General features: G+C 56.8%; 8 protein-coding genes. 5 read left to right on the top strand and 3 right to left on the bottom strand.

All coding sequences use genetic code 11. The features are described from left to right. Positions 1 to 220: 220 nt before the first annotated feature. The 5 genes from RDL77_RS07215 to RDL77_RS07195 all read left to right on the top strand — a co-directional run bounded on the left by RDL77_RS07215 (position 221) and on the right by RDL77_RS07195 (position 6,687). Positions 221 to 562, top strand: coding sequence for a hypothetical protein (locus RDL77_RS07215; protein ID WP_288192342.1), 342 nt, complete (start codon positions 221 to 223; stop codon positions 560 to 562). Between the two features lie 112 nt (positions 563 to 674). Then, entirely contained in the window at positions 675 to 2,861 is a 2,187-nt protein-coding gene (locus RDL77_RS07210; RefSeq protein WP_288192341.1) for a type I secretion system permease/ATPase, read from the top strand. Continuing rightward, positions 2,858 to 4,369, top strand: a complete 1,512-nt coding sequence (locus tag RDL77_RS07205; protein WP_288192340.1) for an HlyD family type I secretion periplasmic adaptor subunit — start codon at positions 2,858 to 2,860, stop codon at positions 4,367 to 4,369. Before RDL77_RS07210 ends, RDL77_RS07205 begins: the two co-directional genes overlap by 4 nt. A gap of 46 nt (positions 4,370 to 4,415) precedes the next feature. After that, on the top strand, positions 4,416 to 5,480 hold the full coding sequence (locus RDL77_RS07200) for a hypothetical protein (RefSeq protein ID WP_288192339.1): 1,065 nt from the start codon (positions 4,416 to 4,418) through the stop codon (positions 5,478 to 5,480). A 349-nt stretch (positions 5,481 to 5,829) separates the two neighbouring features. Next, positions 5,830 to 6,687, top strand: coding sequence for a hypothetical protein (locus tag RDL77_RS07195; RefSeq protein WP_288192338.1), 858 nt, complete (start codon positions 5,830 to 5,832; stop codon positions 6,685 to 6,687). Between the two features lie 562 nt (positions 6,688 to 7,249). Here RDL77_RS07195 and RDL77_RS07190 read toward each other — a convergent pair. The 3 genes from RDL77_RS07190 to RDL77_RS07180 are packed head-to-tail and all read right to left on the bottom strand — an operon-like array spanning position 7,250 to position 10,936. Beyond that, positions 7,250 to 8,305, bottom strand: a complete 1,056-nt coding sequence (locus RDL77_RS07190) for an ABC transporter ATP-binding protein (RefSeq protein WP_288192337.1) — start codon at positions 8,303 to 8,305, stop codon at positions 7,250 to 7,252. A gap of 35 nt (positions 8,306 to 8,340) precedes the next feature. Next, entirely contained in the window at positions 8,341 to 9,525 is a 1,185-nt protein-coding gene (locus RDL77_RS07185; protein WP_288192336.1) for an ADP-ribosylglycohydrolase family protein, read from the bottom strand. Beyond that, positions 9,512 to 10,936 carry an extracellular solute-binding protein gene (locus RDL77_RS07180; RefSeq protein WP_288192335.1) on the bottom strand — a complete coding sequence of 475 codons (1,425 nt, stop codon included), beginning with the start codon at positions 10,934 to 10,936 and terminating at the stop codon, positions 9,512 to 9,514. Before RDL77_RS07180 ends, RDL77_RS07185 begins: the two co-directional genes overlap by 14 nt. Between the last annotated feature and the right edge of the window lie 10 nt (positions 10,937 to 10,946).

Raw genomic sequence — 10,946 nt, 5'->3', positions numbered from 1 at the left:
TTAAAAGCGGGACGGCGCTATCGGCGCCGTCCAGAGCCCCAACTAATATGGATTAACCTACGTTCGCTTCGGACAACAGCAAGATTACACTTTCAATCATGCAGCGAGTTGCGAGGCAGGAAAAGCGTGGTCGGGTCGTTCAGTCGCGCGAACGGCTACGCGCATCGTCCCATAACACAATCACAACAATAACAGCAATCAATCCGCCCAGAGGTTAATCGTGAAAATTCGAAATACAATGGTTCTGCTCAGTGTAGTACTCGTCATCGGCGGCTGCAGTTCGACCGGTGTGAACAGCATGGCCACAAGAAAGCAGCTTTCAAATCCAACCGCCAAGGCTCATGTCCTTTCGGAGTGCATCGCAGGAGTCGCATACAAATCGGCACGTTCTCACGAGCGCATGGCCAAGCTCATGGGAACCTCTGAAGATAAGGTTGCGCGGTTGTATTGCCAGCGTATGGTCGAAGCATTGTCAGACGGTCGAATATCGCTGTCAGATGTCCAGTCCGTCAACGGCCCAAACTTATCCCCCAAAATCCGTAAGGTACTTGTGAAGCAATGAGCCGGCTCCTGACGACTGCAAACCGGTTGCAATAATCTATGCCTGTGGCACGCGATGCAAAGCGCCATCCAGAGATCATGTGCATGGTACTACTACAAAGGTGTTTCAACGAATGGACAGGGTAAGTTCGGAGGATGTGGATCCACCGGCGTCGAAGGGTGTGCCTGACGAGCGGGCGGCGGACAGTGGCCTGATCGCGCTTGTGGCGATTGCCGGCTTTTACCGGATTGCCGCGCGGCCGGAGACACTGGCGCGGGAATATGCACTGACAGGGCCAGCTGCCGCCGACGATATCCTGCGGGCGGCAGGTTCCATTGGCCTGAAGGCGCGCAAGGTTGTGGCGCGGGACGGCAAGCGGATCGCGGCGCTGCCGGTTCCGGCGATTGCCTGCCTTATCGACGGCTCGTTTGCGATTTTTGGCGGTGCGAATGCCGAGGGGATGTGCCGGGTTGTCAATCCGGTGGATTTCCGCTCGCGCGAGGTGCCGGTTGCCGAACTGTTGCAGCTGACCGGCGGCACGTTCATTCTGGTGCAGCGGCGGTTCGCGGGGGCAGGCGTGTCCCGCGACACGTTCGACTTCAAATGGTTCCTGCCGTCGCTGTGGCGTTATCGCCGCTCGCTCGGTCATGTGCTTCTGGCCTCGCTGTTCGTGCAGCTGTTTGCGCTGGTCACGCCTTTGTTCTTCCAGGTGGTGGTCGACAAGGTGCTGGCGCATCGCAGCTATTCCACGCTGATCGTTCTGGTGGTGGGGCTGGCCGCCATCGGGCTGTTCGATGTGGTGCTGCAATATTTGCGCACCTATGCGCTGTCGCACACGACCAACCGCATCGATGTGGAGCTCGGACGGCGGCTGTTCCGGCATCTGCTCAACCTGCCGCTCAGCTATTTCGAGACACGGGCGGCGGGCCAGACCGTGGCGCGGGTACGCGAGCTTGAAACCATCCGCAACTTTCTGACCGGGCAGGGCCTGTTCTCCGGGCTCGACTTCATCTTCACCATCATCTTCATCTTCGTGCTGTTTGCCTATTCGGCCAAGCTCGCCTGGATCGTCGTGGCCTCCATTCCCTTCTATCTCACCATCGGCTTTCTCATCCGTCCGTTTCTTAAAGAGAAGATCGACGAGAAGTTCGACCGGGGGGCCTTCAGCCAGCAATTGCTGGTGGAGACGGTGGTCGGGGTGCAGACGCTGAAAGCGGCGGCGGTCGAGCCGGTTGTCGCGGCGCAGTGGGAGGAGCGGCTGGCCGCCTATATCCGCTCGTCCTTTGCCGCCACCATGCTCGCTGCCAAGGGCCAGAACGCCATTCAATATGTCAGCAAGGTCACGAGTGCGGCACTTCTCCTCTTCGGGGCGCAGGCGGTGATCAATGACGAACTGACCGTCGGCGCGCTGGTCGCCTTCAACATGATCGCGGGCCAGGTGGCGCAGCCGATCCTGCGCCTGTCGCAGCTCTGGCAGGACTTTCAGCAGGTGCAGGTCTCGGTCTCGCGCCTTGCCGATATCCTGAATGCGCCGCAGGAGCCGCGCCCGGCCATTGCCGTCTCGCTGCCGGCACCCAAGGGTGCCCTGACCTTCAAGTCGGTGACCTTCCGCTATGCCCCCGATGCGCAGGACGTTTTGAAGGATATCAACCTGACGGTCAGACCCGGCGAAGTCATCGGCATTGTCGGCCCGTCGGGATCGGGCAAGTCGACCCTGACCAAGCTGGTACAGCGCTTCTATATCCCCAGCAATGGCCAGGTGTTCATGGACGGGCAAGACATTGCCCAGGTCGATCCCGCCTGGCTGCGCTCCAATATCGGCGTGGTGCTGCAGGAAAACATGCTGTTCAACCGCACCATCCACGACAATATCGTGCTGGCCAATCCCGCCATGTCGCGCGAAGCGGCCATGCGCATGGCGCAGTTGTCGGGGGCCGACGAGTTCATCTCAAAACTGCCGCGCGGCTATGACACGCTGATCGAGGAGCGCGGCGCCAATCTTTCCGGCGGCCAGCGCCAGCGGCTGGCCATTGCCCGGGCGCTCGCCACCAATCCGCCGATCCTCATCCTGGATGAAGCCACCAGTGCGCTCGACTATGAGAGCGAGCGGATCATCCTTGCCAATATGCGCGAGATCGTGCGCGGCCGCACCGTGATCATCATCGCCCACCGGCTTGCCACCGTGCGCTACTGCAACCGCATCATCGGCATGAAGGACGGGCGGATTGTCGAAGAGGGAACGCACGACACGCTCGTTGCCAAAGAGAACGGTCTTTACGCCCATCTGTGGCAGTTGCAGTCGGGGAGCAACCAGGCATGAAACCTCTCGAGGCAGCCCCTGACAATCCCGGAAAGGCCCAACCGGAAAAAGCCGGCAAGGCAAGGCTGAAGGCGATCAAACGCCAGCGCGCCGACAATGAGTTCCTGCCGGCGGCGCTGGAGATCCTGGAAACACCGGCCTCACCCATCCGCACCGCCTTCATCTGGTTCATCTGCATCCTGGCGACATGCGCGCTCATCTGGAGCTATCTCGGCACGTTCGACATCGTCGCAACGGCGCAAGGCAAAGTGCAGCCGACGGGCCGGGTCAAGATCGTGCAGTCGATCGAGCTCGGGCGAACAAAAACGGTCCCGGTCACCAACGGTAGCCAAGTCAAGGCGGGCGACATTCTGGTTGCGCTCGATGACACGGAGATCAAGTCAGAGGAAACCGCGCTTGCCGTCAGCCTTCAAGCGTTCCGCGCCGAAGTCACCCGCCGCGAAGCGGTGCTGGCAACCGTTACCGAATGGCAGGAGAAGGGGATATGGAACATTGGCCGCATCACCGAGCGGCCGCTGGCCTTTACCGCCGGCATCTCCGAACCGATCCGCCACCGGGAACAGCTGATCTACCGGGCCGATACGACGCAGCTGCACTCATCGCTTGCCAATCTCGACGCGACGCGCCGCCAGCGCCAGACCGAGATCGACAGCCTGACCCGGACGATCGCCGCGCAGACGGCTCTGGTCAAAACCCTGACCGAACGCGTCTCCATGCGCACCGAGCTGATCCCGACGGCCGCCGGTTCGCGCGCCCAGGTCATCGATGCCCTGCAATCGCAGCAGGAGGCCGCGGCCAGTCTCGTCACGCAGACCGGCCAGCTGGCAGCGGCGCGGGCTGCGCTTGATGTCGCGTTAAGCGAGGCGGCAAAACTCGTCGGCAGCTTTCTCTCCGACAATGTGCAAAAGCAGTCGGAAGCGGCGCGCCGCGTCGATGAACTCGAACAGCAGCTGATCAAGGCCAGCAAGCGCCGCTCCTCCATGACCATCCTGAGCCCGATCGATGGCACCGTGCAGGCCTCGGCCGTCACCACCATCGGCCAGGTGGTCACCGCAGGCAGCGAGCTGATGCGCATCGTGCCGGAAAATGCCTCGCTCGAGATCGAGGCCTATCTTCCCAACCGCGACATCGGCTTTGTGCGAGACGGCCAGACCGCCGTCATCAAGGTCGAGGCCTTCCCCTTCACCCGCTACGGCATCATCGAGGGCAAAGTGACCCGCATTGCCACCGATGCCATTCCCGAACCGGATGCTCAAGCGCTGGAAGGCGCTGCGGCGAAAGAGCTGCAGAGCATCATTCCCACCGGCAATGCCCAGCGCATGCAGAACCTCGTCTTTCCCGTCACCATCCGGCCGGATGTGACCCAGATCAATGTCGATGGGCGAGCAATGCCTCTCTCTCCAGGCATGTCCGTGACTGTGGAGGTCAAGACCGGAAAGCGCCGCATTCTCGAATATCTGTTCTCGCCGCTCGCCGAAATCTCGTCACAGGCCATGCAGGAAAGGTAATAAATATGCTTTATATCCAATCCTGGAATTTGCTTGTGGGGAAAGCATGAAGAGGGACAAAGTTCTGTCGTTTTCGGTGCTGTTTGCGCGCCTGCCCAGCATTTTACGCATTGCGGCAACGGTTATGTTTGCGTGTTTTGCGTTGACGCCGGTTTTTGCGGCGATGTCAGACCAGGCGCCGCTTGCAACGCCTGGCCCGGCGAGCGAAACAAATATCCCTGCAAAGGGACCGGATATTCCGCCCCCTCCCACCATTGTTTCCAATCCGTACGCGCCTCCGAAACGCTCGGCCAAGTCACCACTGACGCGTGCTTCAGACATGCGTTTTGCCATCGTACGCAGTGCAACGTCGACCTGTGAGCCATCTTGTCCGGAATGGATATCTGCGTATGGTACGATCAAGCCTGATACACCGTCGAAACTCCGCAAGGTTCTGCAGAAGCTCGGCAAGCGGCGCTTGCCCATCGTCATCGATTCAAATGGAGGAGCCGTGCTGGCCGCGATGGAGATGGGACGCTTGATCCGCGAGCGCGGTCTGATCACGGCTGTGGGTTTTACCAACTATAGTGGTTGCGGGCCGGATCAAGAGGGCTGCCGACCGAATTATCCGGACGGTGCCTACGCCGGATTTGTTTATCCGGTCTGGGCATATTGTATGTCCGCTTGCCCATACGTCTTGGCTGGCGGGGTAAAACGGCTCGTAGGGACGTCTTCGCAAATTGGTATCCATCAAATGACCACCACTGTCACACAGAGCATGGTTCGTTATCAAACCCGCTATCGGATCGTGAATGGCAAGAAAAAGATAATCGACAAGAAGATCATCGGGCGCGAACCCACCCGAACCTATACAACGACAAAGCTAAGCAGAGACACCCGAAGGCAACTCAACGCATATTTGACAGGGATGGGAGCTGAGTCGTCCCTTCTTGAGCGGATGCTCACAGTTCCGGCCAGCGACATGCTTATGCTGACCTATGATGAAGCTCTCAAGTTCAAGCTTGTGACCGGCCCGGGTGACGTGATGGACTTTGCCACGCCCACGCAATGCGATCAAAATCCGAAACCCGACAATTGCATCGAATTGAAGCGGAAAGCACCCAAAGCTTAATGGTCAACAGCGGACGCCCGCAGTTGGTGTTGGTTCAGGGACCGTGCCTGGAGAGTATCCGTTGTGATCAACGGGCAAAATGGGGGAGCATTACGTTTTGTGGGGCACTTGTTGATTTCTGTATCGGATTAATCCCTTTAGCCATTTCACTCTGACCTAGCGGGTCCATAAGAAACTCATGTCTGTCTTCATTTTATCTCGATCGACCGTGGTCAATCGAGATAAAATGAATCAACCGGTGATGAAACTCAACAACAGTATTTTACCTTGATGAAAGCTAAGGTTACGGTGCCGTTGAGAAAGCTTGTTCAGACTCAATCTTTGTTTCAGAAGGTCAAATGATCAGTTGATGAAATTCACCGCTGTACTGCGCATCACAACATTCGCCATGATGCTGCCGACCCACGCCCTTGCGGATTGCGATATCACAGATACCTTGCTCAAGCAGGCTTATCCTAAGGCAGAGCAGGTCGCAGACGGTTTGGCTGTCAAAAGTGGTGGCTATGCCCAGGTGATCAATCCCGACAACGTGGTGTGCAAGGTCTGGCCCTACAGGCCGGAACTCACCCTGGCTGCGATACCGATACTCGAGGCCGTCCCGCCAGCTGAGGGCGAGAACAAGGGAGATGTGGAGATCATTGTCTTCAATCGCACCACTGGCAAGCTGCTCGCCAGACGTATCGAGACGGGCATGGCCTTCTCCGATGCCATTCAGTTCAGCAGCCTCGAACTCGATACGGCCCGCTACGATGTGAGTAGTGATCTGCGCGCCTTTGGTCTGCGCACTTCGCAAAATGGCAGTTCGCGTGTTAATCCCTATGACGAACATGCGCTCTGGCTCTACACTTTTAACAATGGCGGCATTGAACGGGTGCTGGATGGACTGATTATGGAGCGCACGAATGGTGAAAATGACGGGGACTGCAGTGGTAGCTCGACGACGATCAAGCGTACACTCACAATTGCTCCCAAAAAGGAACCAGGCTATCGCGAACTGCGGGTCGAACAGACGGTGATGCACGAGACGTCAACCAAAACGGCCGCGGAATGCCATTCAAGCAATCGCTTCGACCAGCCTGTGCACTTCAGTCTGGCCTATCGAGACGGCCGCTATCGCCCGGTTGCGGGTGTTAACGTCGGCTCTGACAAAGGTGATATCGACGATGATTTATTCTCCAGCATCACAGTAGGAGCAGGCAAACCCTAGCACGTCTCGCATTCGCATTTCGCAAATCGGTTGAGCGTACTTTGGACGCGCTATGAACATTCCCCTCGTATCCTCAGGTCTTTGGGATTTCTCCACTTCAGTCGACACGACTCGATGTATCGATAAGACCTCTGAATGCCGCTGATTTCCAAGTCTTCGATGAGCTATCGTGGATTTTTTGTCTCTAATCGAAAATGCGTAAAACTGGTCAGTATCGGCGTTTACAAAGGAAGAATTCGAGCCCAAGGGTATGCCAATTTGCATGTACACGCCCCAGTTATGAATGCTGAAGTGTACTCAATAGGGCTCAGGCGGCTCCGCTACAAACTTGGCAAGTGCGTAGTAAGAAGAAGGGGGCTGGGTTCAAATTGCTGTGAGCAAGAAAACTCCATAAAATTCGATCGCTGATTTTCGTAGTCTGGACCGACAGAAGCATTTCTCAATTCTGGGAGGGTGTGATCAGATGCGGGTGAGAGAAGACTACTCTTCTCTAACACCAAATTCACGGTCTGGCTGGTTATGATCCCAGTTCCACCGTCTCGGCAGCTACTTTGAAACCGCGTCACTTGATGCGGTTGCCAGTCTCGTTGTCAAACAACAGCACTTTTGCCGTATCAAAGCCGACATTGACCTGCGCACCTGTTCGCATAGGTGTTGCTTCATGTAAAACCATTGTGACGTCCGTTATCCCAAGCCGCATCCGGACTTCTTGCGCGTCGCCTGTTGGCTCCACCAGAACAACCTCGGCGGCGAAGCCCTTGCCATCCAGATAGATATGCTGTGGGCGAACCCCATAGATGATCCCGGTATCTTGAGGAACAGCAATGCTGGGCGGCAGTGGCAGCAGCAAATCATCGCTTAGCCGTACAAACCGCCCATCGACCTTACCTTGCAGCAGATTTATTTCCGGAGAACCGATAAATCCGGCAACAAAGAGGTTGGATGGATTTTCGTAAAGCTCAAGCGGCGCGCCAACCTGCTCTATCTTTCCGCCGTTGAGCACCACGATTTTGTCGGCCATAGTCATGGCTTCTGTCTGGTCATGGGTTACATACACCATCGTTTTGCCAAGCCGTTGATGTAATTTTTTGATTTCACCGCGCATCTTTACGCGGAGCTTGGCGTCAAGATTGGACAGGGGCTCATCGAAAAGGAATGCGCGCGGATCACGAACGATGGCCCGTCCCATGGCCACGCGTTGCCGTTGCCCGCCGGAAAGTTCGCGCGGCAAACGATCGAGAAGCTTGTCAAGCCCGAGTATCTCGGCAGCTTCGGTCACGCGCTTGCTGATCTCGGCCTTTGGAGCGCCGGCAAGCTTCAGCGCAAAGCTCATATTGTCTGCGACTTTCATATGCGGATAAAGCGCATAGCTCTGGAAGACCATGGCGATATCACGCTCCTTCGCCGGGATGTCATTGACGATCCTGCCACCGATGGTGATTTCACCGGACGTGATATCCTCCAGTCCGGCGATCATGCGCAGCAGCGTGGACTTTCCACAGCCCGACGGGCCGACAAGCACGACAAATTCGCCCTCGCTCATACCAAGCGAAATATCGTCCAGAATGGCCACGCTGCCATATGCCTTGGCTACGTTTCTAAGTTCAATTTCCGACATGCACCGTTCCTCCCGGCAGCTTTTAAAGTTCTTAACTAGACGCTCAGGACCGCTCGATCCCTGGCACGCACCTCACTCACAGACTGATCGGCGGCGTGGATAATCCTGACGGTTTCCGTGAACACGTCAGCAGCGGCGTTGAGGTCCAGCCGATTGATCGTGTCGATTTGCTGGCGATCGGCGGCGGCGATGACGTTTTCGCCGTGCATGGCACCAAGAATTGCGCCTGCCATTACGCCGATAGAATCCGTGTCCCGTCCGGAGTTGATTCCGTCTTCAATCGATCTGCGGAAATCGCCATCATTGAAGAGACAAAAACCCAATGCCAGCGGCAATTCCTCGACAGCACCCAACCGGTTTGGCTGATAGGCACCCGTCAAACGGCCAGCCTTGTCGGGCGTGTGATTTACGTCATCGCCCATGGGCGAATAGGGGGCCATTGCCGCGTGAAACGCAGCGACAAGGGTCTGATAGTCTGCGCCCGCCAGTTTCTGCCGGCGCGCCACGTCGGCAATATTGGCGATCGCCTTTGCGGTGCCGTCCTTGGCAAGAGACAAAACCGCATTGATGACAGCCTCAATCGTTGTCCCGGGTACAAAGGCCGCGGCAACAGCTGCAGCCATCACGCCCGCCGCCTCGAGTCCAAAGCTTTCCTGATGGCCCGAGGCAAAAGCTATGGCCTCGTCATATGCCCCTTTGGGGTCACAGGCGTTCACAACCCCAATTGGGGCGACGTACATGGCTGCACCACAATTGACCATGTTGCCGATCCCGCCCTGGCGAGGATCGCAAGAGGCAAGCTGATGACGCTGAAATATCCATTTTTCCGGATAAAACAGCCGCTCGATCAACATTGCTTCGCGCTGCAGTTCAGGCACATATCGCGGGACCCACGCTATCTGGCGCACCATGCCGTCCGCCATGTCCCAGGCGTCCAAGTGCCGGCGCGTCTCACTGTAGATATCCATGAGGCATAGCGTCATCAGCGTATCGTCCGTGACAATGCCATTGCCGCGTACTCTGCCATTCCTTGCGGTAGCATCAAGCGCCATCTTGTGCCAATCCGTATCGAGCAAGGATACTCGTCCGTAGCGCACGGCAATCTCGCCAGCCGAGAGCTTTTCGACAGGCGCTCCCAGAGCATCACCCAACGCGATGCCGTGAAGAAGCGCGCGGATGCGGCCATTCAGAGAAAGTGGTTTTGTATTACTTGGCTGCATTGAGCATGGTCCTTGCATATTCGTTGAGACGCGTGCCGCCTGCGTTTTCCCATTCGGCAACATATTGATCCCATTGATCCATCTTGGCCTGGCCGGAGATGAACTTGTAAACCCAGGCGCGATACACGCTCTCGGTTGCATCGAGATCGGGTGCGTATTCGGCAGGCCAGACAAAGGCGTTGTCAGGCTTGTAGAATGTCTTGATATTAGCCAGCCACTGCTGGGCGGCTTCGGATTGCCAGATGACCGGCGGTTGCCAGTTGGCAGCCGCCATGATGCGCGAATACCAGGTTGATATCTTGTCGGTCACTGTGAAGGTGGCACCGTCCTTGGTGTATTCTTTTCCTTCAAAGCCCATCCGATCGAACATCTGGCCTTCGGGGCTCGCCATGAAATCGAGGAATTTCATCACCTCGGTTTTGTGTTGCGAAAGCGTGGAGATCGCAAATCCGCGCGATTCCCTCGAAACGTCAACAGCCGCCAAACCCGTGCCGCCCGGGCCCTTCGGAATAGGAAGCAGGGCAAGTTCGGTACCGGGATGTACTTGGCGCATCTTGCCGCGATAAACATCGACATTCTCCGCCGAAGACGAGAAGATCACTCCAGCCTTGCCGGTGTAGAATTTGTCTTCCTTCACATCGAATTTGTTGGTGATGTATTCCGGATCGAGAAGTCCCTGCGCTCGCAACGAGGCGTAAAATGCGATCTTGTTCCTTTCCTGTGCTGTTACACGCGAACTTACCCAGCCGCCGGCCGCGTTCTTCATCCAACTGCCGGTGACACCGAACGCCTGGTTGAAGATTGAATCCAGATCATTGGTGTTCTCCGCCATCGTCACGCCGTAGGTATCCTTGACGCCATTGCCGTCCAGATCGCTATCGTGCAATGCTTTGAACAGCGTGACGTAGTCGTCGACGGTTTCCGGTGCCTTAAGACCGGTCTTTTCCAACCAGTCCTTGCGAATGAGCGGCTGTGGAGCGCGCGCCGGAAAGACATAAAGCAGGTAGGGATAATTTTTCAGGCGCTCGATATTTTGCGGCCACAAGGCATTTTTGAGGTATTTTGTATCGGCGACGAGCGGGCCAAGATCTGTCAAAATCCCTTGTTCGACCATCTTGGTATCGCCGCCCTGGAAATAGATCAGATCGGGAATATTGCCCGAGAGAAGCATCACCGATAGCTTGTCGGCGTAACCGGACGAAGGCAGATTGACGAGTTCAATATCAATATCGACCCCTTGCGCCTTGAGTGCGTCCTCAATGCGTTGAACGTGCTTCACGTCGTCGGGGTTGGATGGCACAAAATCTTTGGCCACGATGCGAATCTTGACCGGGTCTGCCATGGCCGGGACAGAGACGAAGAGGCTGAAGGTCAGGGCTGTTGTTGCCATTAAAGTAATAATACGTTGCATGTATTCTCCT

The sequence above is a fragment of the uncultured Phyllobacterium sp. genome, assembly GCF_902479695.1.
GTDB classification, from domain to species: Bacteria; Pseudomonadota; Alphaproteobacteria; order Rhizobiales; family Rhizobiaceae; genus Phyllobacterium; species Phyllobacterium calauticae.
Note: the sequence above shows the minus strand (reverse complement) of the source record. Positions and strands in the feature narration are given on the sequence as shown.

Excerpts from the sequence above, each read along its gene's own strand:
- RDL77_RS07210 (WP_288192341.1), top strand. The coding sequence starts at position 675 with ATGGACAGGGTAAGTTCGGAGGATGTGGATCCACCGGCGTCGAAGGGT.
- RDL77_RS07205 (WP_288192340.1), top strand. The coding sequence starts at position 2,858 with ATGAAACCTCTCGAGGCAGCCCCTGACAATCCCGGAAAGGCCCAACCG.
- RDL77_RS07200 (WP_288192339.1), top strand. The coding sequence starts at position 4,416 with ATGAAGAGGGACAAAGTTCTGTCGTTTTCGGTGCTGTTTGCGCGCCTG.
- RDL77_RS07195 (WP_288192338.1), top strand. The coding sequence starts at position 5,830 with ATGAAATTCACCGCTGTACTGCGCATCACAACATTCGCCATGATGCTG.
- RDL77_RS07190 (WP_288192337.1), bottom strand. The coding sequence starts at position 8,305 with ATGTCGGAAATTGAACTTAGAAACGTAGCCAAGGCATATGGCAGCGTG.
- RDL77_RS07185 (WP_288192336.1), bottom strand. The coding sequence starts at position 9,525 with ATGCAGCCAAGTAATACAAAACCACTTTCTCTGAATGGCCGCATCCGC.
- RDL77_RS07180 (WP_288192335.1), bottom strand. The coding sequence starts at position 10,936 with ATGCAACGTATTATTACTTTAATGGCAACAACAGCCCTGACCTTCAGC.